The organism is Halomonas saccharevitans, from assembly GCF_032333995.1.
GTDB lineage: Bacteria > Pseudomonadota > Gammaproteobacteria > Pseudomonadales > Halomonadaceae > Halomonas > Halomonas saccharevitans.
In genome coordinates this window covers 611364-635529 of the sequence record NZ_JAVXUR010000001.1, presented here as the reverse complement: position 1 = coordinate 635529, position 24166 = coordinate 611364, and the positions used below count along the sequence as shown (strand labels likewise).

21 protein-coding genes are annotated in these 24166 nt (G+C 66.5%); 12 read left to right on the top strand and 9 right to left on the bottom strand.

Annotation, left to right across the window (positions count from 1 at the left end):
* The first annotated feature begins 154 nt into the window (after positions 1–154).
* Entirely contained in the window at positions 155–1414 is a 1260-nt protein-coding gene (locus tag RSO68_RS02975; protein WP_315585383.1) for a D-amino acid dehydrogenase, read from the top strand.
* Between the two features lie 69 nt (positions 1415–1483).
* Here the strand turns inward: RSO68_RS02975 and RSO68_RS02970 are convergent, their stop codons facing one another.
* The 5 genes from RSO68_RS02970 to cfa all read right to left on the bottom strand — a co-directional run bounded on the left by RSO68_RS02970 (position 1484) and on the right by cfa (position 7612).
* A complete protein-coding gene (locus RSO68_RS02970; RefSeq protein WP_089851604.1) occupies positions 1484–2671 on the bottom strand; it encodes an amino acid aminotransferase in 1188 nt (395 codons plus the stop codon).
* On the bottom strand, positions 2672–3010 hold the full coding sequence (locus tag RSO68_RS02965) for a 4a-hydroxytetrahydrobiopterin dehydratase (RefSeq protein WP_315585738.1): 339 nt from the start codon (positions 3008–3010) through the stop codon (positions 2672–2674). It lies immediately after the preceding gene.
* 179 nt (positions 3011–3189) lie between these two features.
* Complete coding sequence (locus RSO68_RS02960) at positions 3190–5148, bottom strand: RecQ family ATP-dependent DNA helicase (RefSeq protein ID WP_315585382.1); 1959 nt, start codon at positions 5146–5148, stop codon at positions 3190–3192.
* Between the two features lie 165 nt (positions 5149–5313).
* Positions 5314–6228 (bottom strand): GGDEF domain-containing protein, encoded by a 915-nt coding sequence (locus RSO68_RS02955; protein WP_089851600.1) that lies wholly within the window; start codon positions 6226–6228, stop codon positions 5314–5316.
* A 232-nt stretch (positions 6229–6460) separates the two neighbouring features.
* Entirely contained in the window at positions 6461–7612 is a 1152-nt protein-coding gene (gene cfa / locus RSO68_RS02950) for a cyclopropane fatty acyl phospholipid synthase (protein WP_315585381.1), read from the bottom strand.
* Positions 7613–7945: 333 nt separating this feature from the next.
* On the opposite strand from cfa, the gene RSO68_RS02945 reads away from it, so the two are divergent.
* The 3 genes from RSO68_RS02945 to RSO68_RS02935 all read left to right on the top strand — a co-directional run bounded on the left by RSO68_RS02945 (position 7946) and on the right by RSO68_RS02935 (position 10955).
* Complete coding sequence (locus tag RSO68_RS02945) at positions 7946–9406, top strand: sodium-dependent transporter (protein ID WP_089851596.1); 1461 nt, start codon at positions 7946–7948, stop codon at positions 9404–9406.
* Positions 9407–9661: 255 nt separating this feature from the next.
* The gene (gene cobA / locus RSO68_RS02940) at positions 9662–10519 is read left to right on the top strand and encodes a uroporphyrinogen-III C-methyltransferase (protein ID WP_390882384.1); all 858 of its coding nucleotides are present in this window, start codon (positions 9662–9664) and stop codon (positions 10517–10519) included.
* A 49-nt stretch (positions 10520–10568) separates the two neighbouring features.
* Positions 10569–10955, top strand: coding sequence for a septal ring lytic transglycosylase RlpA family protein (locus RSO68_RS02935; RefSeq protein ID WP_315585380.1), 387 nt, complete (start codon positions 10569–10571; stop codon positions 10953–10955).
* Positions 10956–10974: 19 nt separating this feature from the next.
* On the opposite strand, the gene RSO68_RS02930 is transcribed toward RSO68_RS02935, so the two are convergent.
* Genes RSO68_RS02930 through RSO68_RS02915 form a run of 4 tightly spaced genes read right to left on the bottom strand, consistent with a single transcriptional unit; the run spans position 10975 to position 14766 of the window.
* Positions 10975–12126, bottom strand: a complete 1152-nt coding sequence (locus RSO68_RS02930; protein ID WP_315585379.1) for an ABC transporter substrate-binding protein — start codon at positions 12124–12126, stop codon at positions 10975–10977.
* A complete protein-coding gene (locus RSO68_RS02925; protein WP_315585378.1) occupies positions 12123–13496 on the bottom strand; it encodes a sensor histidine kinase in 1374 nt (457 codons plus the stop codon). Before RSO68_RS02925 ends, RSO68_RS02930 begins: the two co-directional genes overlap by 4 nt.
* On the bottom strand, positions 13493–14155 hold the full coding sequence (locus RSO68_RS02920; protein WP_315585377.1) for a response regulator transcription factor: 663 nt from the start codon (positions 14153–14155) through the stop codon (positions 13493–13495). Before RSO68_RS02920 ends, RSO68_RS02925 begins: the two co-directional genes overlap by 4 nt.
* Complete coding sequence (locus RSO68_RS02915; RefSeq protein ID WP_315585376.1) at positions 14152–14766, bottom strand: helix-turn-helix domain-containing protein; 615 nt, start codon at positions 14764–14766, stop codon at positions 14152–14154. The genes RSO68_RS02920 and RSO68_RS02915 overlap by 4 nt, the downstream gene beginning before the upstream one ends.
* Before the next feature lie 233 nt (positions 14767–14999).
* On the opposite strand from RSO68_RS02915, the gene RSO68_RS02910 reads away from it, so the two are divergent.
* From RSO68_RS02910 to urtE, 8 genes are all read left to right on the top strand, one after another.
* On the top strand, positions 15000–15986 hold the full coding sequence (locus tag RSO68_RS02910; protein ID WP_089851585.1) for a Bug family tripartite tricarboxylate transporter substrate binding protein: 987 nt from the start codon (positions 15000–15002) through the stop codon (positions 15984–15986).
* The gene (locus RSO68_RS02905) at positions 15986–16438 is read left to right on the top strand and encodes a tripartite tricarboxylate transporter TctB family protein (RefSeq protein ID WP_089851583.1); all 453 of its coding nucleotides are present in this window, start codon (positions 15986–15988) and stop codon (positions 16436–16438) included. The genes RSO68_RS02910 and RSO68_RS02905 overlap by 1 nt, the downstream gene beginning before the upstream one ends.
* Positions 16438–17964 carry a tripartite tricarboxylate transporter permease gene (locus RSO68_RS02900; RefSeq protein WP_089851581.1) on the top strand — a complete coding sequence of 509 codons (1527 nt, stop codon included), beginning with the start codon at positions 16438–16440 and terminating at the stop codon, positions 17962–17964. The genes RSO68_RS02905 and RSO68_RS02900 overlap by 1 nt, the downstream gene beginning before the upstream one ends.
* A gap of 342 nt (positions 17965–18306) precedes the next feature.
* On the top strand, positions 18307–19608 hold the full coding sequence (gene urtA, locus RSO68_RS02895; protein WP_315585375.1) for an urea ABC transporter substrate-binding protein: 1302 nt from the start codon (positions 18307–18309) through the stop codon (positions 19606–19608).
* Between the two features lie 118 nt (positions 19609–19726).
* A complete protein-coding gene (urtB, locus tag RSO68_RS02890) occupies positions 19727–21361 on the top strand; it encodes an urea ABC transporter permease subunit UrtB (protein WP_315585374.1) in 1635 nt (544 codons plus the stop codon).
* Positions 21362–21364: 3 nt separating this feature from the next.
* A complete protein-coding gene (gene urtC / locus RSO68_RS02885; RefSeq protein WP_315585373.1) occupies positions 21365–22519 on the top strand; it encodes an urea ABC transporter permease subunit UrtC in 1155 nt (384 codons plus the stop codon).
* On the top strand, positions 22516–23361 hold the full coding sequence (gene urtD, locus RSO68_RS02880; RefSeq protein WP_315585371.1) for an urea ABC transporter ATP-binding protein UrtD: 846 nt from the start codon (positions 22516–22518) through the stop codon (positions 23359–23361). The genes urtC and urtD overlap by 4 nt, the downstream gene beginning before the upstream one ends.
* Positions 23361–24059 carry an urea ABC transporter ATP-binding subunit UrtE gene (urtE, locus tag RSO68_RS02875; RefSeq protein WP_315585370.1) on the top strand — a complete coding sequence of 233 codons (699 nt, stop codon included), beginning with the start codon at positions 23361–23363 and terminating at the stop codon, positions 24057–24059. The genes urtD and urtE overlap by 1 nt, the downstream gene beginning before the upstream one ends.
* The last annotated feature ends 107 nt before the right edge of the window (positions 24060–24166 follow it).

Sequence of the window (24166 nt, the reverse complement as noted above, 5' to 3'; positions counted from 1 at the left end):
AAAAATTATGGAATATAGAGAATATTGCTTCGTTATCGAGTCAAAAAATATTTTTCCATTTTATTTTTAGGGGTTATTTTGGGCGAATTCTCTGGAAAGTTATCCCTATACTGCTGGGCTCGTTGATCTCATCACCCGGCAGAAGGGCAAGCGCATGAAGGTACTGATTCTCGGCAGCGGCGTCGTCGGCGTCACCAGCGCCTATTACCTGGCTCGGCAGGGCCACGAGGTCACGGTGGTCGATCGCCAGCCCTCGCCGGCGCTGGAAACCAGCTACGGCAACGCCGGCCAGGTCTCCTTCGGCTTCTCCTCGCCCTGGGCGGCCCCAGGAATTCCCCAGAAGGCCGTCAAGTGGATGTTCCAGGAGCATGCGCCGCTCAAGATCCAGCCCAAGATGGACCCGAGCATGGCGCGCTTCATGATGCAGATGCTGGGCAACTGCGATCCCGAGCGCTACATGGTCAACAAGGAGCGCATGGTGCGCGTGGCCGAGCATAGCCGGGCCTGTATCAATGCCCTGCGTGACGAGACCGGGATCCGCTACGAGGATCGCCAGCGCGGCCTGATGCAGCTGTTTCGCCATGAGAGCCAGGTGGAGGCCGTGGCCAAGGACATGCGGGTCCTGGAGCAGTGCGGCGTGCGCCACCAGCTGCTCAATGCCGATGAGATCGAAGGCGTCGAGCCGGCGCTTGGCCGGGTGCCGGGCAAGTTCGTCGGCGGGCTGCACCTGCCCGATGATCAGACCGGCGACTGTTACCTCTTCACCAACCGGCTGGCGGATTACTGCCGCGAGCGGCTGGGCGTCGAGTTTCGCTTCAACGTCGAGATCCAGCGCCTCAAGCGCAGCGCCGGAGCGATCGAGAGCGTGGTGACCAGCGAGGGTGAGCTGACCGCCGATGCCTACGTGGTCTGTCTGGGCAGCTACTCGCCGTTCCTGGTCAAGGACATGGGGATTCGGCTGCCGATCTATCCGGTGAAGGGCTACAGCCTGACCGTGCCGGTCACCGACGACGGGGGCGCTCCCCAGTCCACGGTGATGGACGAGACCTTCAAGGTGGCGATCTCGCGCTTCGATGATCGTATTCGGGTGGGCGGTACCGCGGAGCTGGCCTCCTTCGACCTGAGCCTGCTGGAGAAACGCCGGGCGACCATCGCCATGGTGGTGCGCGACGTTTTCCCCGAGGGGGGCGACGTGGGCCGAGCCGAGTTCTGGACCGGCCTGCGGCCCATGACCCCGGACTCCACGCCGATCATCGGCGCTACCTCTGTTGATAACCTGTGGCTCAACACCGGGCATGGCACCCTGGGCTGGACCATGAGCTGCGGCAGCGCCCAGCTGCTGGCCGACCTGGTCGATGGCCGTGCACCGGCCATCGATCCCAGTGGCCTGGGGGTCTCCCGCTACGCGGCGTGATCGTCATCGCCGTAATGTATAACGCCCGAGCCATCGGCCCGGGCGTTATCGGTTGGGGGGCTGACGAGATCAGTTGACCGCGGCGATCGCCTTGGCCAGGTAGGGCAGGTTCTCGTGCGAGAAGCCGGCCACGTTGGCGCGGCCGGAACGCACCATGTAGATCCCGAATTCGTCACGCAGGCGATCGACCTGATCGGGCGTCAAGCCGGTGTAGGAGAACATGCCGCGCTGTTCGGCGACGCAGGCATACTTCTGGTCCAGGCCATATGGCTTGAGGGCCTCGACGAAGTCGCGACGCAGCGTATTGATGCGATCGCGCATCTCGGTGAGTTCTTCGCGCCAGACGGTGGCAAGCTCGGCCGAGTGCAGGATCTCGCTGACGATGGCGCCGCCATGGGCCGGCGGGTTGGAGTAGTTTTCGCGGGCAACGATGGCCACCTGGGAGCGGACGTTCTCCATCTGCTCGGCGTTCTTGGCCACCAGGATCAGGCAGCCGGTGCGCTCGCAGTAGATGCCGAAGTTCTTGGAGCAGGAGCTGGTGATGATCACCTCATCGAGGTTCTCGGCCAGCAGGCGCACCCCGTAGGCGTCCTCGTCCAGCCCCGCGCCGAAGCCCTGGTAGGCGAAGTCGATCAGCGGCAGCAGGTTGCGCTCACGGACCACCTCCAGCACTTGCTGCCACTGGGCCTGGGACAGGTCGAAGCCGGTGGGGTTGTGGCAGCAGGCGTGCAGCAGCACCACGTCGCCTTCCGGAATCTGCTTGAGGGCGCCGAGCATGCCGTCGAAATCCAGCCGGTTCTCGGCATCGACGTAGGGATACTTGTGCAGCGTCAGGCCGGCGGCCGGGAAGATGCCCAGGTGGTTTGGCCAGGTCGGATCGCTGACCCAGACGTCCTTGCCGGGCAGCTGCTTGGCGATGAAGTCCGCCGCCAGGCGCAGGGCGCCGGTACCGCCGGGGGACTGGGTGGCGCTGGCGCGACCGGCCTCGAGCACCGGTGAGCCCTCGCCCAGCACCATGGGCAGCACGGCCTGGCCGTACGCCGGTGCGCCGTGCGAGCCGATGTAGGTCTTGGTGGTCTCGTTCTTGAGCAGCAGGGCCTCGGCTTCCTTCACGGCGCGCATGACCGGGGTGTTGCCCTGGTCGTCCTTGTAGACGCCCACGCCGAGATCGACCTTCTGGGGATTGGTGTCCTTCTTGAAGGCCTCGATCAGACCGAGGATGGCATCCCCGGGAACCCGCTCAATTTTCTCGAACATTTATGTCGCTACCTCGTCAGTTCTGGCGGCAAGAATGAAATCGTTCTTGTGCAGACCCTTTATCTCGTGCGACCACCAGGTCACGGTGACCTTGCCCCATTCGGTCAAGAGAGCCGGATGGTGTCCGACCTCTTCGGCGATCACGCCGACGCGGTTGGTGAAGTCGAGGGCCTGCTGGAAGTCGCGGAACGTGAAGCTCCGCTCTAGCCTCATGATGCCATCGCGCTCGACGATCTGCCACTCGGGGATCTCGGCCCCGAACTGCTCGATCTCGGCCTGGGTCACGCGGGGAGCGTCCTTTTGGCACGCCTCGCAGGGCTGTTCGGAAAGCTGGCTCATGGTCTTCTCCTGATCGTCGAAAGGAACAGTCTCGGCGTGATGCATCACGTCGATCTCCTGGCGAAAAAGGTCGTGCAGTAGCGTCGGGTCGTCAAGCCGACGCTCCCTAGACAATGCCTAGGCAACGCCTCTCGCGCCCCGCGACGCCTCGCTCAGCGAGCAGGAGAGGGCGTCGCCATCTAGGGCAGGCGTTCGGCGACCCGCTCACGCACCTCGCCATAGGGAAGCCCTTCGAGGGCGGCGAAGCCCCGCAGCTGGCGCGCCTTCAGCGGTGTGAAGAGCGGGGCGGTGATGCCGCAGAGAAAGCGCGTCAGAAGATCCGGCGTGGCCGGGTGACCCTCACCGGCCTCGCCGAGTCGCTCGAGGAAGGGGGCGCACAGCGCATCGAGGTCCTGGGATGCCGGAGGCGCCGCCTTCGCGGCGGTGGGCAGGTGCGCCACCAGGCCTCGGCAGGCCGAGCAGTGGCCGCAGCGCTCGGGCGCCCGGGCGTCGCCGAACCAGTCGGCCAGGCGCCGGCTGAGGCAGCCGTCGCTCTCGAAGAGCGCCAGCATGGCCTCTAGCCGCTCGATCTCCGCGCCCTCCTTGTCGCGGAAATAGCGGGAGAGGTCATCGGTGAGCGCGGCCGGGTCGGCCTCCCAGGCGAGTACCTCGTAGACCTCGGTCATCTGCTTGCTCTCCAGCGTCATCCAGCCCTTCTCGACGAAGTACTCCAGGGCGGTGATGACGCGCCCGCGCCGAGTATCGAGCCCGCGCTCGGCACCTAGCGCCTCGAGGGCGGCAAAGTCCAGGGTGTACCAGGTGCGAGCCCGGGACGAGGCGTCGAGAATCGCCTGGACGAAGGCGCGCCGTTCGTCCTGGAAGCGAGCCACCAGCGCTTCCGGCTCATCCGTCAGGCGGAAGCGGTAATCGGCGAAGTAGCTGTAGCGCGGGGCAATGATGCCGCGCAGCTCGAGCTGCACGAGCAGGGTCTTGAGCGGCAGAGGACGGATATTGCTGTGCCGCGAGAGGGCGTTGAGCATCAGTTCCCACTCTTTGCCGGTGGCCTGCAGGGTATCGATCACGCGACGAATGCCGTGATGCTCCGGTGTATCGCCGTAGACGAAGTTCTCCAGCACCTCGAGGTGATCGCGACCGGCCAGCATCAGACAGCTCGAGGGCAGGCCATCCCGGCCGGCACGGCCGATCTCCTGGCTGTAGTTCTCGATGGACTTCGGCAGGTCGAAGTGCACCACGTTGCGGATGTCGGCCTTGTCGATGCCCATGCCGAAGGCGATGGTGGCGACGATGCAGGGCGTATGCCCCGCCATGAAGTCCCGCTGGATGGCGTCGCGTCGCTCGGCGTCGAGCCCGGCGTGGTAGGCGGCCGCCGGAAGGCCGGCCTTCTGGAGATAGGCGGCCAGGCGCTCGGCGGTCTGCTGCAGGGTGACGTAGACGATGGTGGGCTCGGGTGGGCCCGGCGTGAATTTTGGCCGCAGCCACTCCACCAGCCGGCGCGGGCGCTGTTCGGCGGGCACCGGGGAGACCGCGAGGTCGAGGTTGGCGCGATAGAAGCCGGTGCCGGTGACGTCCTGTGGCGCGATGTCGAAGCGGCTGCGCATGTCGTCGATGACCCGAGGCGTGGCCGTGGCGGTGAGCAGCAGCACCTGGGCAATGCCGAACTCCCGGCGATAGGCGGGCAGCTTGAGGTAGTCCGGCCGGAAGTTATGGCCCCATTCGGAGATGCAGTGGGCCTCGTCCACCACCATCAGCGAGATCGGTACGCGGCGGATGAAGGCCCGGAAGCGCTCGTTCTTGAGGCGCTCGACCGAGACCATCAGGATGCGAATGTCGCCGCGCTTGACGCCCTCCATCACCGCCGCCGCCTCCTCGCGGCTCTGACTGGAATCGAGGCTGGCGGCGGCAATGTCGTGGCGCGCCAGGAACGCCAGCTGATCCTGCATCAGGGCCAGCAGGGGCGAGATCACCAGCGTCAGGTGTGGGAGGTGCAGGGCGGGCAGCTGATAGCAGAGTGACTTGCCGGAGCCGGTAGGGAAGATGGCCGCCGCCGAGCGGCCGGCCACGACCGCCTCGATGACCGGCTGCTGGCCGGGGCGGAAGTCGTCGTAGCCGAAGACCTGTGCGAGCGTCTGCTGGATCATGGGGCTCTCCCTGCCGAGGCGTTGGAGGTTCACTGGGAATCCGTCCAGTATAACGGCCCCGGGCGACTCGCGTCCGCCGAACCGTCGCTCCCCCAGAAAGGCGACTCATGTTCTTTCCTGGTTAATAGCACCCCAAGGTGGGATGAGCCTCTTTCCAGAATCCGGCTAGGCGCCGGCCATCACCCGGTTGCGCCCGCCGTGCTTGGCGGCATAGAGGCGCTCGTCGACGCGCTGCATGAGGATCTCGCGGGAATCGCCGACGCGGTGTGCGGTGATACCGATACTGACGGTGATGTGGCCTTGGCCGACGCCGAAATTGTGGGCGGAGATCCGCTCGCGCAGGCGCTCCGCTAGCTGGTAGGAGTGTGATTCTGGCGTCAGGGGAAGCAGTACCGCGAACTCCTCGCCGCCGAGCCGGGCCATCAGGTCCTCCTCGCGCAGGATGCCCTGGCAGAGGTTGGCGAGCTCGCGCAGCACCTGGTCGCCTTGCAGGTGGCCCCAGGTGTCGTTGATCGACTTGAAGTGGTCGAGATCCAGCATCATCAGCGACAGCGGGAGGCCATGGCGGTTGCTCAGCGAGATCTCTTCTTCGAGACGCGTCATCAGCTTGCGTCGGTTGGCCAGGCCGGTGAGGTCGTCGGTGTCCGATAGCCGGCGCAGGCGGTCCTCCTCGATCATCTGCTCGGTGATGTCGATCATCAGGCCGACCCAGAGGGTGCCGCTTTCGACGCGGCGAGGCTGGGCGCGCACGGCGATCCAGCGCATGCGCTTATCGGTCAAACGCAGTCGGAAGGTGGTGGCGATGGGAGTGTCCGAACGGGCCGAGCGTTCGATGATGGCCATCAGACGCGGGTGGTCTGGCTCGGCCAGTCTATCCAGAGCGGGTTGGGCATTGTGTGCCAGGTCGCGCCTGTCGAGGCCATCGAGCCCCGCTCCGCTGCCGGCCAGATAGGGAAAGTGCAGATGACCATCCGGTGTGCGATGCAGCTGGAAGATCACGCCGGGCAGCTGCTCGTTCAAGTCGAGTCGCCACTGGGGTATTGAGAGGGTTTTACCCGGCAGGACATCGTTGGAGGGCATGCGGGTGTCCTTGTATCCCTGCTGCGCACAGCGAGTGTCGTTATCGTCCTGCCCAGCGAGTGGCTGGGGGGCTGTCGTGCGCTCTCTCGGGGCGCGTCGCTATATGACGACCGGCATTATGCCGCCTCGCAATGATACTGCCTATCCTTCTTCAGGTGTAGGCGATCGCCGACAATAAGGCTTAGTTAATGTACTACGCGACCGGTCCAGGCCATGACGGCGCGCCCCTTCATCAGCGCGGTGCGTCGTACCGCTGGGCCCGGCCGCGAGAGAAGACCACCTGCCAGAGCTGAAGGTGGCGGGCGCGGAAGGCGCCGGCACAGACCGACAGGTAGTAGCGGAACATCCGGCGCGTGCGCTCGTTGTAGCGCGGGGCGATCTCGTGCCAGTGAGCGTCGACGTTGGCCAGCCAGGCCATCAGCGTTCGGTCATAGTCCGGGCCGAAGTTCTGCCAGTCCTCCATCATCAAATGATCCTCGCTGGCGCGAGCGATGTGCATGGCCGAGGGCAGGGTCCCGTTGGGGAAGATGTAGCGATGAATCCAGGGATCCGCCGATATCTGGGAGTGGTTGGAGCCGATGGTATGCAGGAGGAAGAGGCCGTCCGCCGGCATCAGGCGTGGGATGGTCTCGAAATAGGTGTCGTAATTGCGGTGCCCCACATGCTCGAACATGCCGATGGAGACGATCCGGTCGAAGAGGCCGTCGAGGTCGCGGTAATCCTGCAGCAGTATCTCCACCGGCAGATCGGCGCAGCGCTCTCGAGCCAGGGCCGCCTGCTCTTTAGAGATGGTGATGCCGGTGACCTCCACGCCGTGGTGTCGGGCCGCATGCTCGGCGAAACTGCCCCAGCCGCAGCCGATATCGAGGACTGTCATGCCCGGCTTCAGATCGAGCTTCTGACACGCCAGTTCGAGTTTGGCCCGCTGGGCGGTGGCGAGGTCGTCCGCTTCCTTCCAGTAGCCGCAGGAGTAGCACATGGTCTCGTCGAGCATGCGCTCGAAGAGATCATTGCCCAGGTCGTAGTGCACCTCGCCGACCATATAGGCGCGCGTCTTGCTCTGCAGGTTGCGAAATCCCGACTGCAGACGGTAGATGAGCTTTTCCGATGGCGTGCTGGCATGCTGCCCGAGGCCATGCAGCAGCATTCGGGTGGCCATCTGATCGATGCGATCGCACTCCCACCAGCCCTCCATGTAGGTCTCGCCGAGTCCCAGCGTGCCTTGATGAAGGATTCTAGAGAAGACGTCTGGGTGCAGCACGCGGATATCCTGAGGAGCATCACCGTTGAGCGTTACGCCGGACCCTTCCAGCAGGCGTTCGACGACGCGTCTGGCCCGGGTGTCGGGCAGGGTGATCGGTCCGATGCGGGTGTCACTGGTCATGGTGTCCTCCCGGGCACGTACCGGTTGACAGGCTGACGAGCGCGGCATTGTGTGCCAAACCCCCCTGCTGCCCACCAGCATAGACCAGCCTGCCTGAACCGTGGGGCTTCAGGCGTGGTACACACAGTTCTTGCCGGAATGCCGTCGCGGTCGAGGCTGGCGGCCCGGCGCTGATGTGAAGTGCCATCGGCAGCGCATCTTCGCAAGGCCCTGGGGGAGTTGGGCAGCGCAATCGGCGGTGCGTCTGCCCAATCACGATAAAATCCGTCACAATAGCCGCTTGCTGGCGATGCCTCGCGGTGTCGGAAAAATCTCCGTGACCCCTGGTGTGATATGACAACCAACGCGCAACCCCGAACCCAGTGGCTCGGCCGCTGGGGCTTCATCCTGGCGGCGACCGGATCCGCCGTAGGCCTGGGCAACATCTGGAAGTTTCCCTACATCACCGGCGAGTTCGGCGGCGGCGCCTTCGTGCTGGTCTATCTGGCCTGCATCCTGGCCGTCGGGGTGCCGGTGATGATGACCGAGATCGCCCTGGGGCGTCGTGGCCGAGGCAGTCCGGTCGACGCCCTGCGCCGCGTCATCGCCGAGTCGGGCCGCGGCTCGGCCTGGTCGCTGCTCGGCTGGATGGCCATGCTGTGTGGCTTTCTGATCCTGTCGTTCTATGTGGTGGTGGCGGGCTGGTCCTTCGCCTACCTCTGGAAGATGCTGAGCGGCGGCCTCGCCGGCTCCAGCGTCGACGAGATGGCGGCGATCTTCGGGGCCAACAACGCAAGCCCCCTGAACCTCGGGTTCTGGAGCACCCTGGTCACCGTGGCGACCATGGTGATCGTCGGCAAGGGCGTGCAGGCCGGCATCGAGAAGAGCGTCAGCTGGATGATGCCCGGCATGGTGCTGATGCTGCTGCTGCTGATCGGCTATGGCGTGTTCTCCGGCGGCTTCCCGGCGGCGGTCGACTTCCTGTTCTCCTTCGACGCCGGCCGCCTCTCCAGCGAGGGGATGCTGGCCGCGCTGGGCCATGCCTTCTTTACCCTGTCGCTGGCCTCCGGGGCCATCCTCACCTATGGCAGTTACCTGCCCGCGACCACCTCGATCGCGCGTACCACGCTCTCCGTGGCGCTGGCCGATACCGTGGTAGCGCTGATGGCGGGGCTGGCGATCTTCCCGGTGATCTTCGCCAATGGCATGAGCCCGAGCAGCGGCCCGGGGCTCATCTTCATGAGCCTGCCGCTGGCCTTCCAGGCCATCCCCATGGGCACCCTGTTCGGCATCCTTTTCTTCGTGATGCTCTCCATGGCCGCGCTGACCTCATCGATCTCCATGGTCGAGGCCACCGTCTCGTGGCTGTGTGATAACAAGGGACTCTCGCGGCGCAGCGCCTCCTGGGGCACCGGCCTGGTGCTGTGGCTGGTCAGCACCCTGGCGATGCTCTCCTTCAACGTCGGCGCCGACTGGACCCTTTACGGCAAGCACTTCTTCGACTGGCTCGATTACCTGACCTCGCGCTGGATGATGCCGCTCGGCGGTCTGGGCATGGTGATGCTGGCCGGGTTCGTGTTGAAGAGTGAGTCTTTCCGGGAAGAGCTCGGCCTGTCGCCTGGCTGGCATGCGCTCTGGTTGTTCATGGTGCGCTACGTCAGCCCGCTTGGGATCCTGATGATCTTCGTCGATGCCCTGGGCATCACCCGCGTCGAATTCGGCCTGCACTGGCCCTGGCTGCTGGCGATCCTGGTGGCGGTTACCCTGCTCGGCGAACTCGTAAGCCCCCGCCTGCGGCGAACGCTCTGCTCCTGAGCCGGCCTTATCAAACGCGTCGACATCGCCCCCGCCCCGCGGGGGCGATGTCGTTTCGGTCGAGGGAAGTGAATCCCACCGGTCTTGCACCCCGGCCCTTGAGCATGCGCGCTGGGCTCTCGATGCTGAAACCATCGGTTATAGGCTTGTGCCAAGGGAGTCGTGGTATCCGAGTGGCACGTTAATTACCATAATGCATAAATCATTAATGATTACTAAGGTTATTGGAATATGCAGACCGGTTCCGAGCGTGCGATGGGGCGAGACGAGGCGGCGACGGGGATGCCGGCGGGCTCGGCCTTCCCGCCGGGCTGTGTGAGCCTGGTCGGGGCCGGCCCGGGAGATCCGGAACTGTTGACCCTCAAGGCGTGGCGGCGTCTCCAGGCCGCCGAGGTGATCCTCCATGACCGACTGGTCAGCGATGAGATCCTGGCCCTGGCGGGGCCCGAGGCCCATCGCCTCTACGTCGGCAAGGAGCGTTCGCGGCACAGCGTGCCCCAGGACGGCATCAATCAGGCCCTGGTCGACTGGGCACGGGCGGGCAAGCGGGTGGTCCGCCTCAAGGGCGGCGATCCCTTCATCTTCGGTCGCGGCGGAGAGGAGCTCGAGACCCTGGTCGAGGCGGGCATCATGGTGGAGGTGGTGCCCGGCATCACCGCGGCATCAGGCTGTGCGGCCTATGCCGGCATCCCGCTGACGCACCGCGATCACGCCCAGTCGGTGCGCTTCGTCACCGGTCACCTCCGCAACGGCAGCAGCGACCTGGACTGGCCGACGCTGGCCGGCCCCGGCCAGACCCTGGTGTTCTACATGGGGCTGGGGAGCCTTGAGCTGATCGGCGAGCAGCTCTGCCGTCACGGCCTGGCGCCGGACACCCCCGTGGCGCTGATCGAGCAGGGCACCACGGCACGCCAGCGGGTGCACGTCGGCACCCTGGAGCAGTTGCCGCCGGCAGGCGAAGTGGTTACTATCCGACCGCCGACGCTGATCGTCGTCGGCGGTGTCGTGACTCTGCACGATCGGCTGGCCTGGTTCGACCAGGCACGGGCCAACAGCTCGGGGTGGCTGGAGGGCAAGCACCCTTCGCCGCCGACCCTCGACCATGGTGCCTGATCGCTGGATGCGGGTGTCGGCGCAACACGGTATGTCATGAGGTGACCGCATGGGGATTCGCTCCCGACTGATTCTGACTTGCTGCGTGGCGGGGTGGCTGATGGCCGGCTGCGCCGGCACGGGGCAGGCCCACGAGACCGAGGCCAAGACCCAGCAGGGGGTGGCGTCCTACTACAGCGACCGCTTCCAGGGCCGCACCACGGCGAGTGGCGAGCCCTTCGACCAGCAGGCGCTTACGGCCGCCCATCCGACCCTGCCGTTCGGCACCCGGGTCACGGTGACTCGCGAGGACAACGGCCGCGAGGTCGAGGTGCTGATCAATGATCGCGGGCCCTATGCCAAGGGTCGCATCATCGATCTCTCCAAGCGGGCCGCCAAGGCGCTCGGCATGCTCAAGCGGGGCACCGTGCCGGTGGAGATCTCCTACATCCGCTGAATCAGCCGCCTGGGATGGTTCAGTGGCGCCGCCGTCGCATGAACTCGCGTCGCCAGCGCGTCAATAGCGCCTCTCGCTTGAGATCGTCCAGGGTCGCCAGCAGGCCGGGGCCCAGGGTGATGGGGCGCAGCGCATCGCCACGTTGCCGTCGCAGCGACGCCGCCGTGCCCGGCCCCTCGAGCGAGGGATGAATGGCGCCCAGCGGCGTCTCTCGCGCCAGCACTTCCTGCCCCCGCTCGCCAATCAGGTAGTCGAGGAACCGCCGAGCCGTCTCTGGGTGGGGCGCCAGGCGCGGCACCAGGGCCAGGCGCTGGGTGACCAGTGCGTAGTCCTCGGGCACCACGATCTTGAGCCGTGGATGGTTGGCCAGGCGCTCCCGGGCGTAGCTGCCCAGCAGGTTGTAGCCCACCAGATAGCGACCCTCGATCAATCCCTCCAGCATCTCCCCGGTGGTCCCCACCAGGGCGGCCTCGGCCTCGCCGAGCGCCGCCACCAGCTCCCAGTAGCGCGGCGAGAGCCGAGACTCCTCGATGGCATAGGTATAGCCCGCGCCGCTGATGGCCGGGTCGTAGGTCACCACGCGGCCGCGCAGCGACTCGCTCTGGCGCTCCAGCAGCGCCAGCAGGTCGGCGTGGCTGCGAACCTCGCCGAAGCGCTCGATGATCGCCTCGTTCACCACCATCACGATGGGCTCGAAGGTGACGGCGAAGAGCTCGCTGCGCCAGCGGGCCCAGGCCGGCCAGCGCCTGGCCGCAGGCGTGTCGAGCGGCTGTGCCTGGCCATCGTTGGCCAGGCGGTACTGCCAGGGCATGGCCGAGGAGATCAGCACGTCGGCTTCCGCGGGCGCCTTCAGAAACCGCTCGTGCAGGGCCAGGGTTGTCAGGTTGCGGTAGTGCAGGGCGACATCGGGGTGGTCGCGGTGGAAGGCGTCCAGCAGCGGTCGCACCTGGGGGAGGTCCAGTGCGCCATGGATCACCAGCGCCGCTGCGGCGTCGCCATCGAATGTGGTGGGGTAGCGCAGACTCTCCGCGGCGTGGACGGCGGGAATGGCCAACGAGAGCGTCAACGAGAACGTAAACGACAGTGCAAGCGGAAAGGCCAGCAGCCATGCGAGCAGGCGGCGTCCGGCGCGACGCAGAGAAAGCGTCAGCGAGTGACGACAGGGGCTCATGGGCTGTCTCCGGGGAATCGCAGCGTCACGCGAAGCCCGACGCAGCCAGGGCCGGCGGACATGGCCAGCCGCGCTCCGTGAGTGCGAGCGATGCCGTCGACGATGGCGAGCCCCAGTCCGGAGCCCTCAAGATCGTCACGATCGCGATGGAAGGGGCGCAGCATCAGCGTTCGCCGCGCCGCGGGAATTCCCGGGCCGTCGTCCTCGATGGACAGGCTCGGCGGCTGCTCGCCGACCCGGATCGTGACGTGCCTCGCCCCGTAGCGACGTGCATTGTCGATCAGGTTGCCGAGCGCCTCGGCGAGCTGCCAATCGATGCCGAGTATCTCGACGTCGGCCGCGGCGGTCGCCACGCCCAGATCGACCCCCGCCCGGTGACAGGCCGTCCAGTGCTCGCGTACCGCCTCCCGTGCGATGGCGTTGAGCGATAGCGGCGCGCGCTCGGGGCGGTATTCGGGATTTGCCAGCCGCGTCAGCGACAGCAGCTGCATCGCCAGTCGCGCGGTGCGGGAACTGGTGGCCTGCATGGCGACCAGGGCCTCCCGCCAGCGGGCCGGGTCGTCCTGGCGCAGGGCCAGCTCGGCGCGTGCCGAGAGCCCCGCCAGCGGCGTACGCAGTTGGTGCGAGGCATCTCCGATGAAGCGTTCCTGGTTGGCGCGCACCCGTCGCATCCGGGCGAGCAGCTCGTTGACGGTGTCGCGCAGCTCGGCGAGTTCGCGCGGCAGGCGAAGTTCCAGCGGGGCGAGGGTGCGTGGATCGCGGCTTCTGATCGCGCGGCGCAGGCGGGTCAGCGGTGCCAGGGCGGTGCGGATCGCCAGCAGCAGCGCGACGATCGCCAGCGCCGCCATGGCCAGGATCATCGCCAGGTTGGCGCGCCACAGCTCGGCGGCCAGGGCATCACGCCCCTCGCGGCTGTGGGCGACGCGTACCTCGAATGGCTCACGCAGCTGCCAGTCCTCGAGGCGCGTGCGACGCACCCCCTGGCGCAGCGACAGGCCCTGCCAGGTGACGTCGCGGTAGAGCAGGGTGTCGTCATCCGACACCGCCTCGCGTTGATCCCCCGGCAGTTCGGCGTTGCCGGTGATCATGCGGCCGCGGCGGTCGATCAGGCTATAGAACACCCGTTCCTCGGCATCGGTGGCCAGCATCTCCAGCGCCGCCGGCGGCAGGTCGAGCCACAGGCGGTCGTCCTGCCACTGCACCTGCTCGGCGATGGCCAGGGAGGCGGCTTCGAGCAGGCGGTCGAAGGCGCGATCGGCGGTGCGTCGTGCCTCGAACCAGGCCTGCAGCAGCATCAGGCTACCCAGTACCAGCAGCGGCAGCAGCAGCCAGACCAGCAGGCGGCGCGAGAGGCTGTCGCCGCGCGTCACTCGGCCTCCAGCAGGTAACCCAGGCCGCGCACCGTGCGCAGGGCCACGGCGCTTCCGGCCAGGCGTTTGCGCAGCCGATGCACATAGACCTCGATGGCGTTGTCGCCCAGGGCGTCGCCCTGGAACGCCTCCTCGGCGAGCCGGGCCTTGTCCACCGGCGTGCCGGCATGCTGCATCAGGCAGGCGAGCAGGCGCTGCTCCCGGGGCGGCAGGGTGAGCGGCTCGCCCTCAAGCGTAAAGCGCTGCTGCCGGATGTCGAGGGTGAGGGGCCCCGCCGTCAGCGCCGCCGCGGGGCTGCGGCGCCTGAGCAGGGCACGCACGCGAGCCTCGAGCTCGTCGAGGGCGAAGGGCTTGGCCAGGTAGTCGTCGGCGCCCAGGTCGAGGCCGCGGACCCGGTCCTCCACGGCGCCACGGGCGGTGAGGATCAACACGGGAGTGGCGCGGTCATGCGCCCTGAGGGCCTCGAGCACCTCGAGTCCGCCACAGCCCGGCAGGTTGAGGTCGAGCAGCACCAGCGCGAGGCCATGCCCGGGCACCGCCAGGCGCTCATGCGCCGCGCTGCCGTCGTCGAGGCAGCAGACCTCGTGGCCCTGCAGGCGCAGGGTCTCGGTCAGCGTCTCGGCCAGCAGGGCATCATCTTCCACCAGCAGCAGCGTCATGACCCCGTCTCCCCTGAGTCGCGTCCCGGGCCGGCCGACAGCACCGCCACGGCATGCTCCAGCGCGGCCCTGGCGCGGTGCGTATCCAGGCGTCCGGCCGGGCCCGAGAGGGCCAGCCAGCGCGGCGGCTCGAGGGCGTCGCCGGGCAACGCCTGGCACACCATGGCACCGCCGGGCAGGGCCGGGCGCGGGTCGTGTTCCTCGGTCACCGCCCAGCGGTCGCCCGGGTGCAGGTCATGACGCAGTGCGGTCTCGGGCAGCGTGACCAGCCGACACTCCGCCATGCCGTCCTCCACCTCGAGCAGGGTCGCGGTCTCGCCGGACTCGCTCGCCAGGCGGGCCAGCAGGGGCTGGATGCGCCTCGCCAGATGCCGGCCTGGAAGGTGGCGACGCGCCAGGCGCACCGGGGCATGGCCGAGGTGCCAGCGGCCGTGGTCGTCACGCTGCACGTAGTCGAAGCGGGAAAGCGACCCGAGCAGGCGCAGCAGGGTGCTCTTGTAGTAGCCGGTGGCCTGGGCCAGCTCGGCCAGGGTGAAGTATTCCTGCGCGGAGTCGAAGACCTCGAGCACGGTCAGTGCGCGCTCCACGGCCTCGACGCGGTCCTGTGCCATCTGCGGATCGAGCCTCCGTTATGTCTTTCGCCCTGGTGGTATGGAACCTCGGTGGCCTTGAACTTTGGTCGCAATCGGGCGCCGGAGCGTTGACGCTCCATGATCCGGGGCCTAACTTTCTGTCCTGAGGAACGATGTTCTGCCTTACAGAATTGTAAGGAAGGCCGACAGGTTCCGCAAGCCGAACATCACATAACGACTTCACAAGCCCGATGTCAGGAGGAACGCCCGCCATGAACCTCAAGCGACCCGTCCAGCTGGTAGCGATCACTGCCCTCGCCACCACCGCCGCAACCGCCTTCGCCTTCGAGCCCGAGGGCAAGGTCGAGTGCCTGGCCCCCGCCGATCCGGGTGGCGGCTGGGACTTCACCTGCCGCAGCGTGGGGAAGGTGATGGAAGATATGGATATCGTGCCGCGCAGCGTGCAGACCATCAACATGGCTGGCGCCGGCGGCGGGGTGGCCTATGCGCACACCGTCAGCAAGCGTGCCGGCGACGAGCAGCTGCTGGTCGCCGCGTCCACCGCGACCACCACGCGCCTGGCCCAGGGCCAGTTTCCGGGCATGAACGCCGACATGGTCAACTGGATCGGTGCGCTGGGCGCGGACTATGGCGTGATCGGCGTATCCGTGGACTCCGAATACGATGACCTGCCCGAGCTGATGGAGGCCCTCAAGGAAGACCCGCGCAGCGTCAAGTTTGCCGGTGGCAGCGCCAAGGGCGGCTGGGATCACCTCAAGGTGCTGATCGCCGCTCAGGCGGCCGAGGTCGACGAGCTGCCGCGCATTCCCTACCTCTCCTACAACAATGGCGGTGAGGCTCTGACCCAGGTGATCGGTGGCCACGTCGATGCCTTCACCGGCGACATCACCGAGGCCCAGGGCTTCATGGAGTCCGGTGACCTCCGGGTACTGGCCATACTGTCCGATGAGCGCCTGCCCGGCGATTACAGCGATATCCCCACCGCCAAGGAGCAGGGCATCGATGCCGTCGGCCCCAACTGGCGTGGCTTCTACATGCCGGCCGATATCTCCGACGAGGCGAAGCAGTACTGGGTGGATGCCATGGATACCATCTACGAAAGCCAGGAGTGGAAGGACGTCATGACCAACAATGGCCTGATGCCTTTCCACATGAGCGCCGGTGAGTTCGAGTCCTTCGTCAAGGACCAGATCGATGATATCGAGCAGCTCTCCAAGGATATCGGGTTGATTCAGTAATGACCTTCAATGATCGCATCTTCGGAATACTGATGATCGTCCTGGCCGTCGCGTACGGCTGGGGCACCACTCAGTTCAACGAACCCTTCGGCGGGACCGAGGCCGTCGGCCCCGAAACCTTTCCACGACTGCTGGCCGCCGTTCTGGCCCTGTCCAGCCTGTACATGATCGTGCGGCCGGACCCGGATAACGCCTGGCCCTGGAGCCGCACCGGCATCGAGCTGATCGTCGCCGTGGTCGTGCTGATCTTCTACGCCGCGCTGCTGCAACCGCTCGGCTTCATCATCAGCACCACCCTGGCCGTGGGCACCCTGTGCTGGCGCATGGGGTCTCGCCCGGTCAAGGCCTATGTCATCGGGGCAGTATCCGGTGTGGTGGTGTATCTGGTGTTCAACTTCGCCCTCGACCTGGCGCTGCCGCTGGGCCTGCTGTCGTTCCTGGAGGTGGGTTGATGGAAACGCTTGGCTTCTTGATGGACGGGTTCGGCGTCGCCCTGGCACCGCACAACCTGATGTTCGCCTTGCTCGGCGCCTTCCTGGGGACTCTGATCGGGGCGCTACCGGGACTGGGTCCGGCCAACGGGGTGGCGATCCTGATCCCGCTGGCCTTCACCCTGGGGCTCGCCCCGGAAACCGCGATGATCATGCTGACCTCGGTCTATGCCGGCGCCATGTACGGCGGGCGCATTTCCTCGATCCTGCTCAACATTCCCGGCGATGAGCCGGCCATGATGACCTGCCTGGACGGCTACCCCATGGCCCAGCAGGGCAAGGCCTCCGAGGCCCTGGCCATCTCCGCCGTGGCCTCCTTTATCGGCAGCCTGATCGCCACCATCGGCCTGATCCTGCTGGCGCCGCTGCTGGCCGACTTCGCCTTGACCTTCGGGCCGGCCGAGTACTTCGCGCTCTTCCTGCTGGCGTTCGCCACCCTGGGCGGCATCACCGGCAAGAACCCCATGAAGACGGTCGTCGCGGCGGCCATCGGCCTGATGATCGCCACCGTGGGCATCGACAACACCGGCGTGCAGCGCTACACCTTCGGCGTGCTGGAACTCTACGAGGGGGTGGATTTCATCATCGCCATCGTCGGCCTGTTCGCCATCTCGGAGCTGTTGTTCTTCATCGAGGAGAAGGCCGGTGGCGGCAAGGAAAAGATGGCCGTCAACAAGCTCACGCTGAAATGGAAGGACATCCGTAACATTCTGCCGTCGAGCCTGCGGGGCGGGGTGCTGGGTTTCATCGCCGGCGTGCTGCCGGGCGCAGGGGCCTCGCTTGGCAGCTTCATCGGCTACACCCTCGAGAAAAAGGTGATCGGCAAGAAGGGCTACTTCGGCAAGGGCGACCCGCGCGGCGTGGCCGGGCCAGAGGCGGGCAACAACGGCGCCTCCAGTGGCGCGCTGGTGCCCATGCTGACGCTGGGCGTGCCGGGCAGCGGCACCACGGCGGTGCTGCTGGCGCTGTTGATCTCGCTGAACATCACGCCCGGACCGCTGATGTTCACCCAGAACGCCGACATCGTCTGGGGGGTGATCGCGGCGCTGCTGATCGGCAACTTCCTGCTGCTGATCCTGAACATTCCGCTGGTCGGGATCTTCGTCAAGCTGCTCTCGGTGCCGCCGATGTACCTGCTGCCGGTCGTGACCATGATCGCCTTCGTGGGGATCTACTCGATCAGCAACACCACCTTTGATCTCTACTTCATGGTGGCCTTCGGGGTGGGCGGCTACGTGCTGCGCAAGCTGGAGATCCCGCTGGTGCCGGTGATCCTTGGCCTGCTGCTGGGGCCGGAGATGGAGAAGAACCTGCGCCACGCCATGGACATCGCCGACGGCGACTGGACCATCCTGTGGGACAGCGGGCTTGCCATCGGCCTGTGGGTGTTCGCCGGCCTGGGGCTGATCCTGCCCTACATCGTCGGCCCGCTGCTGCGCCGCCGCATGAAGGTGACCACCGGCACGGGAGGGCCGGAAGGCGACTGAGCTCGGCAGCGTCTCCTGCTCACCCTTTGCGTTCTGTGTGTTTCACGGGGGCGCCGGCCAGGCCGGCGCCCCCGTGTCGTGTCCGGCCGCCGTGCCCCGTGATGGTGCGTTGCACCATGGTCCCGGGCGATGAGGGAGCGGTGGGGCGGGCGCACGCTCCACGAAAGCGCCCGACGGCGCATGCCGTCCCTTGTTGAGCTTCTGCCAATAGACTGATTCGCCGAGCAAAACGCGGCAGCCCGTCGAAGTGGCACACCCCTTGCGGTGACATATCAGAGGCATCCTCGCGATGTCCTCCAGCCCAGGACTCATCGACAACAACATCGCTCGCAAGGAGCTCTCATGATTCCGTCATCCGCTTTCCGTTCTTCCCGCTGGCTGGCCGCGTCCCTCCTGAGCCTGGGAATGGCGGCACCCGCCATGGCCCAGGAGGGTCCGATCAAGGTCGGTATCCTGCACTCGCTCTCCGGCACCATGGCCATCAGCGAGACGGTGCTCAAGGACACCGTCGAGATGCTCATCGAACAGCAGAACGCCGAGGGCGGCCTGCTGGGTCGCCAGCTGGAAGCCGTCGTCGTGGACCCGGCCTCCGACTGGCCGCTGTTCGCCGAGAAGGCCCGTGAGCTGCTGGCTCAGGAGGAGGTCGACGTGATCTTCGGCAACTGGACCTCGGTGTCACGCAAGTCCGTGCTGCCGGTGGTCGAGGAGCTCAACGGCCTGCTCTTCTATCCGGTGCAGTACGAGGGGGAGGAGTCCTCCGAGAACGTCTTCTACACCGGGGCGGCACCCAACCAGCAGGCGATTCCCGCCGTGAACTATCTGATGAATAACATCGGTGTGGAGCGCTGGGTGCTGGCCGGCACGGACTATGTGTACCCGCGCACCACCAACAAGATCCTCGATGCCTACCTCAAGTCGCATGGCGTGGCCGACGAGGACATCATGATCAACTACACCCCCTTCGGTCACTCGGACTGGCAAAACATCGTCTCCGAGATCAAGGCGTTCGGCAGCCAGGGCAAGAAGACCGCGGTGGTCTCGACCATCAATGGCGACGCCAATGTGCCCTTCTATCGTGAACTGGGCAACCAGGGCATCGACGCCGCCGACATCCCGGTGGTGGCCTTCTCGGTGGGCGAGCAGGAGCTCACCGGCATCGACACCGCGCCGCTGGTCGGCCACCTCGCCGCCTGGAACTACTTCATGAGCGTCGATACGGACACTAACTATGACTTCATCGACGCCTGGATCGAGTACACCGGCGATGACATGGCGGTGACCAACGATCCCATGGAAGCCCATTACATCGGCTTCAACATGTGGGCCGAGGCGGTACGCAAGGCCGGCACCACCGAGGTCGATGAGGTCAAGGACGCCATCATCGGCGTCAGCGTCCCCAACCTCACCGGGGGCTACGCGGCGATGATGCCCAACCACCACATTACCAAGCCGGTGCTGATCGGCGAGATCCAGGACAACGGCCAGTTCTCCATCGTCTGGGAGACCCCTTCCACCGTGGCCGGCGATGCCTGGTCCGACTACCTGGAAGGCTCGAAGGACCTGATCAGCGATTGGCGCGCCCCCCTGTCCTGCGGCAACTACAACGTCGTGAAGGGTAGCTGCGGTGGCAGCGAGACCCAGTAAGAGGTCGCCGTCGCATAACACGCGTTTCTTCGCGGAACCGCGCTGACAGACTCATCGGGCCGACACTCGGCCCGGTGATGTCGGCACGCCACTCGACGATCATTCACAGGACACGTCCATGAAGATCCCCCCCTGTCTCAGGTGGCTGCTGGCCCTGTGCCTGCTCGCCTGCCTGCCGCTGGCCGCCCTTGCCCATGCCCAGGACCAGGCACAGGCCCAGGCCCAGGCCCAGGACGACACCGGCCAGTCCCTGCTGGCGTCCCTCGATGCGGCGTCCTACGCCCGGATGGATGGAGCCATCGAGGCCATCGTCGGCAGCGGCGACGAGCGTAGCCGCGGCTGGCTGGAAGCCCTGCTTGGCGGCAAGTTGCAGCGCCACAAGGAGACCGGCCGCTTCGTCGTGGTGCTCGAGAACCGGGGCCGGAACTGGCCGGTGGTCGATGCCCTGACCGGCGAGGCCCTCGGCGAGATGTCGCGCCGTGAGCTCGACCGCATCGGCATCAACAATGCGCTGCGCGGCCAGCTGCAGAGTGTCCTGGCGGTGCTCGACCTGCGGGTGGATGACGTCGGCGCCCGTCGTGAGGCGGCCCGCGACCTGCTGGGGCGGGTCGACGAGGCCATGGTGGCGCCCCTGCAGGGCCTGCTCGAGGACGAGGGGGATGATGAGGTCAGGCGCCTGCTGGCGCAGGGTCTGGCGATTCATCGGCTCGAGCAGGGCGATGCCGCGGCGATCGGTTCGTTGGCGGGAAGCCTCAATCCCGAGGCCCGTGCGGCCCTCAGTTCGGCGGCACGCAGCGACGACCCTGCGCTCGCCGAAGCAGCCAGCTCGGCGCTTGCCGACATCGAGCAGAAGCTCAGGATCAATAGTGGTCTGGAGACCCTCTACTTCGGCCTGTCGCTGGGGTCGGTGCTGGTGCTGGCGGCCATCGGGCTTGCCATCACCTTCGGCGTGATGGGGGTCATCAACATGGCCCACGGCGAGCTGATGATGCTCGGCGCCTACACCACCTGGGCGATGCAGCAGCTGCTGCCCGGCCAGCCCGGCCTGGCCCTGGTGCTGTCGATTCCCGCCGGCTTCCTGGTGGCGGCGCTGGCCGGCATCGCCATCGAACGTGGCGTCATTCAGTTCCTCAAGGGCCGCCCCCTGGAGACCCTGCTGGCCACCTTCGGCGTCAGCCTGATCCTCCAGCAGCTGGTTCGCACCGTGATCTCGCCGCTCAATCGCACCGTGGTCAGCCCGGAGTGGATGAGCGGCTCGCTGATGATCAACGAGGGACTGTCGCTGACCCTCAATCGCCTCTATGTGCTGGGCTTCGCGCTGCTGGTGTTCGCCGGCCTGATGCTGGTGATGCGGCGTACCCGCCTGGGCCTGGAGGTGCGGGCGGTGACCCAGAACCGTGCCATGGCGCGCTCCATGGGCATCCGGGCGACCCGGGTGGACATCATGACCTTCGCCCTGGGGTCCGGCGTGGCGGGGCTTGCCGGCGTGGCGCTCTCCCAGCTGACCAACGTCGGGCCCAACCTCGGACAGAACTACATCATCGACTCCTTCATGGTGGTGGTGTTCGGCGGGGTGGGGAACCTCTGGGGCACCCTGGTGGCCGGGTTGTCGCTGGGGGTGATCAACCAGGTCCTCGAGCCCTGGGCCGGTGCCGTGCTGGCCAAGATCCTGGTGCTCGTCTTCATCATCCTGTTCATCCAGAAGCGCCCCCGCGGACTCTTTCCGCAGAAGGGCCGGGCAGCGGAGGGCTGATTCATGCATTCCTCAAGTTCTTGGCTCACACGACCGTTTCGTGAGCGTGCGACGCAGCTCTTCCTGGGCATCCTGCTCGCGGCCCTGGCCGTGGTGACGCTGTTCAACCTGGCCCTGTCGGCAGAGCATCCGCTGCATGTCCCCACCTACACCGTGACGCTGCTCGGAAAGTACCTGAGCTACGCACTGCTGGCCGTGGCCGTGGACCTGGTGTGGGGGTATCTCGGGATCCTGAGCCTGGGGCACGGGGCCTTCTTCGCCCTGGGTGGCTATGCCATGGGCATGTACCTGATGCGCCAGATCGGCGATCGCGGTACCTACGGGGATCCGCTGTTGCCGGACTTCATGGTGTTTCTCGACTGGGACGCGCTGCCCTGGTACTGGCTGGGCTTCGACATGGCCTGGTTCGCCTTCCTGATGGTGCTGCTCGCCCCGGGGCTGCTGGCACTGGTGTTCGGTTTCCTGGCCTTCCGGTCGCGTGTGACCGGGGTCTATCTCTCGATCATCACCCAGGCCCTGACCTTCGCCCTGATGCTGGCCTTCTTCCGCAACGAGATGGGCTTCGGCGGCAACAACGGGCTGACGGACTTCAAGGAGCTGCTGGGCTTCGATCTGCGCAGCGACGCCACCCGACTCGGCCTGTTCCTGGCCACCGGCGTGGCCCTGGCCCTGGGCTATGTGCTGTGCCGGGCCATCGTCTCAAGCAAGCTCGGCCGGGTCAGCGTGGCCACTCGGGATGCCGAGGCGCGCACCCGCTTCCTCGGCTATCGGGTCGAGCGCTTCCAGCTCTTCGTCTTCGTGGTCTCGGCCATGCTGGCCGGGGTCGCCGGGGCGCTCTATGTCCCCCAGGTGGGCATCATCAACCCCAGCGAATTCTCGCCGATCTTCTCCATCGAGATCGTGCTCTGGGTGGCCCTGGGCGGGCGCGCGACCCTCTACGGCGCGGTTATCGGCGCGATACTGGTCAACTATGCCAAGACGGTGTTCACCGGGGTGATGCCGGATGCCTGGCTGTTTGCCCTGGGCGGCATGTTCGTGCTGGTCACGGTGCTGCTGCCCAAGGGCATCGCCGGCCTGCTTGCCTATCGGCTTCGCCGTCGTCGTCCGCCACCCTCGTCATCTCCTGAACCCACTGCGCCCCGGGAGGCCTCCGCATGAGTTTCCTGCATTCCCTGGCCGACCGTGACCGGGTCTTCGACTTCCTGGTGCCGGCGGCCTCACCGGTGGATGTTCGCCATGGGCCGATCCTCTACCTGGACGGCGTCACCGTCAGCTTCGACGGCTTCAAGGCGATCAACGATCTCAACCTGACCATCGACGATGGCGAGCTGCGCTGCATCATCGGCCCCAACGGGGCCGGCAAGACCACCATGATGGACATCATCACCGGCAAGACCCGACCCGACAGCGGCTCGGTCTGGTTCGGCAGTCGCCACGACCTGCTGGCCAAGAGCGAACCGGAGATCGCGAGCCTCGGCATCGGGCGCAAGTTCCAGAAGCCCACGGTATTCGAGGCCCTGACGGTGTTCGAGAACCTCGAACTCGCCATGGCGACCGACAAGCGCATCCTGCCCACGCTCACCGCGCGCCTGACCGGCGAGATCCGCGACCGCATCGAGGAGGTGCTCGCGACCATCGGGCTCACCGAGCTGCGCCATCGCCCGGCCGGCATTCTCTCCCACGGCCAGAAACAGTGGCTGGAGATCGGCATGCTGCTGATGCAGCGTCCCCGCTTGCTGCTGGTCGACGAGCCGGTGGCCGGCATGACCGAGCAGGAGATGGAGCGCACCGCCGAGCTGCTCACGGGCCTTGCCGGCAAGGGCAAGCAGTCCGTGGTGGTGGTCGAGCACGATATGGGCTTCGTGCGCTCCATCGCCCGCACCGTGACGGTGCTGCACCAGGGCAGCGTGCTGGCCGAGGGCAGCATGGACCAGGTCTCCCATGACCCGAAGGTCGTCGAGGTCTACCTGGGCGCCGACCCCGACGAGGAGGCCGCCTGATGCTGACCATCGAGACGCTTAACCAGTACTACGGGGAGAGCCACACCCTCTGGGACCTGGGCCTCGAGGTACCCACCGGTCGGTGCACCTGCGTGATGGGACGCAACGGGGTGGGCAAGACCACCCTGATGAAGGCGATCATGGGCGAGGTGGCGGTGGCCTCCGGCAGCATCCGCTATGCCGACGATGTGGAGCTGACCCGGCGGAAGGTCGAGGATCGCTCGCGGCTGGGCATCGGCTATGTGCCCCAGGGACGCCAGATCTTCCCGCTGCTCACCGTGGAGGAGAACCTGCGCACCGGCCTGGCCGCGCGAAAGGACGGCCTGAAGCGGATTCCGCCGCGGGTCTATGAGCTCTTCCCCGTGCTCGAGGAGATGAAGCATCGCCGCGGGGGCGATCTCTCCGGTGGCCAGCAGCAGCAGCTGGCTATCGGGCGGGCCCTGGTGCTCGAGCCGCGGTTACTGATCCTCGATGAGCCGGGGGAGGGCATCCAGCCCAATATCGTGGCCCAGATCGGCGAGGTGATCCGCCGGCTGATCCGCGAGGATGGCCTCAGCGTGCTGCTGGTGGAGCAGAAGCTGCCCTTCGCGCGCCAGTATGCCGACCGCTTCGTGATCATGGATCGGGGCCGCCCCGTGGCGCGCGGCGAGATCGGTGAGCTCTCCGAGGCCTTGATCCGAGAGCATCTGACGGTCTAGCCCTTGCCGCGCCGGATCGTCCCGGGCTGTTGCCAAGATCATGCCCCGGGCCGTACTTCAGAGCATGCACCAGGAAAAGACGGCTGCTCTTGAAGCTTTGCTACTTC

What these genes read in the sequence shown, in the direction of transcription:
- RSO68_RS02945 (WP_089851596.1), top strand. Translation starts at nt 7,946, where the DNA reads ATGACAACCAACGCGCAACCCCGAACCCAGTGGCTCGGCCGCTGGGGC.
- RSO68_RS02955 (WP_089851600.1), bottom strand. Translation starts at nt 6,228, where the DNA reads ATGCCCTCCAACGATGTCCTGCCGGGTAAAACCCTCTCAATACCCCAG.
- urtE (WP_315585370.1), top strand. Translation starts at nt 23,361, where the DNA reads ATGCTGACCATCGAGACGCTTAACCAGTACTACGGGGAGAGCCACACC.
- cfa (WP_315585381.1), bottom strand. Translation starts at nt 7,612, where the DNA reads ATGACCAGTGACACCCGCATCGGACCGATCACCCTGCCCGACACCCGG.
- RSO68_RS02965 (WP_315585738.1), bottom strand. Translation starts at nt 3,010, where the DNA reads ATGAGCCAGCTTTCCGAACAGCCCTGCGAGGCGTGCCAAAAGGACGCT.
- RSO68_RS02900 (WP_089851581.1), top strand. Translation starts at nt 16,438, where the DNA reads ATGGAAACGCTTGGCTTCTTGATGGACGGGTTCGGCGTCGCCCTGGCA.
- cobA (WP_390882384.1), top strand. Translation starts at nt 9,662, where the DNA reads ATGGGGCGAGACGAGGCGGCGACGGGGATGCCGGCGGGCTCGGCCTTC.
- urtD (WP_315585371.1), top strand. Translation starts at nt 22,516, where the DNA reads ATGAGTTTCCTGCATTCCCTGGCCGACCGTGACCGGGTCTTCGACTTC.
- RSO68_RS02975 (WP_315585383.1), top strand. Translation starts at nt 155, where the DNA reads ATGAAGGTACTGATTCTCGGCAGCGGCGTCGTCGGCGTCACCAGCGCC.
- RSO68_RS02910 (WP_089851585.1), top strand. Translation starts at nt 15,000, where the DNA reads ATGAACCTCAAGCGACCCGTCCAGCTGGTAGCGATCACTGCCCTCGCC.
- RSO68_RS02905 (WP_089851583.1), top strand. Translation starts at nt 15,986, where the DNA reads ATGACCTTCAATGATCGCATCTTCGGAATACTGATGATCGTCCTGGCC.
- urtB (WP_315585374.1), top strand. Translation starts at nt 19,727, where the DNA reads ATGAAGATCCCCCCCTGTCTCAGGTGGCTGCTGGCCCTGTGCCTGCTC.
- RSO68_RS02935 (WP_315585380.1), top strand. Translation starts at nt 10,569, where the DNA reads ATGGGGATTCGCTCCCGACTGATTCTGACTTGCTGCGTGGCGGGGTGG.
- RSO68_RS02920 (WP_315585377.1), bottom strand. Translation starts at nt 14,155, where the DNA reads ATGACGCTGCTGCTGGTGGAAGATGATGCCCTGCTGGCCGAGACGCTG.
- urtA (WP_315585375.1), top strand. Translation starts at nt 18,307, where the DNA reads ATGATTCCGTCATCCGCTTTCCGTTCTTCCCGCTGGCTGGCCGCGTCC.
- RSO68_RS02970 (WP_089851604.1), bottom strand. Translation starts at nt 2,671, where the DNA reads ATGTTCGAGAAAATTGAGCGGGTTCCCGGGGATGCCATCCTCGGTCTG.
- RSO68_RS02960 (WP_315585382.1), bottom strand. Translation starts at nt 5,148, where the DNA reads ATGATCCAGCAGACGCTCGCACAGGTCTTCGGCTACGACGACTTCCGC.
- RSO68_RS02930 (WP_315585379.1), bottom strand. Translation starts at nt 12,126, where the DNA reads ATGAGCCCCTGTCGTCACTCGCTGACGCTTTCTCTGCGTCGCGCCGGA.
- RSO68_RS02915 (WP_315585376.1), bottom strand. Translation starts at nt 14,766, where the DNA reads ATGGCACAGGACCGCGTCGAGGCCGTGGAGCGCGCACTGACCGTGCTC.
- urtC (WP_315585373.1), top strand. Translation starts at nt 21,365, where the DNA reads ATGCATTCCTCAAGTTCTTGGCTCACACGACCGTTTCGTGAGCGTGCG.